At 69.3% G+C, this 460-nt stretch carries 1 pseudogene; it reads left to right on the plus strand.

Annotation, left to right across the window (positions count from 1 at the left end):
- Positions 1-460 (plus strand): annotated as a pseudogene (locus VSR34_RS38510) (heme utilization protein); the annotation flags it as partial.

The following is a 460-nucleotide window of genomic DNA, read 5'->3' on the forward strand; positions in this document are numbered from 1 at the left end:
ACGCAGGCGATCTCGACGGCGACCATCCAGGCGCTGGGCACGGCAGTGGCCTCGCTCACGACGTCGTCGCTCTCGACGGCGCAGGTGGCAGCGCTGACGACCGCGCAGATCGAATCGCTGACGGGCCCGCTGAGCACGGCGCAGACGCAGGCGATCTCGACGGCCAACATCCAGGCGTTGGGCACCAACGTCGCGGCGCTGACAGCCGGCATGTTCTCCAATACCCAGGTGGGTGCGCTCACGTCGGTCCAGGTGGGTTCGCTGACGTCGAACGCGGTGTCGCCGCTGTCGTCCACGCAGATCGGCGCGCTCAGCAGTGCGGCGGTCACCGGGCTCCCGCTCTCGGGCCTGAGCACGGCGCAGTCGCAGGCGCTGACCACCAAGGACATCCAGGCACTGGGTACGAGCGTCGCGTCGCTGAGCACGGCGATGCTGACGACGGCGCAGGTTGCGGCAATGT

The sequence above is a fragment of the Paraburkholderia sp. JHI2823 genome (assembly GCF_038900695.1).
Classification (GTDB): Bacteria; Pseudomonadota; Gammaproteobacteria; order Burkholderiales; family Burkholderiaceae; genus Paraburkholderia; species Paraburkholderia mimosarum.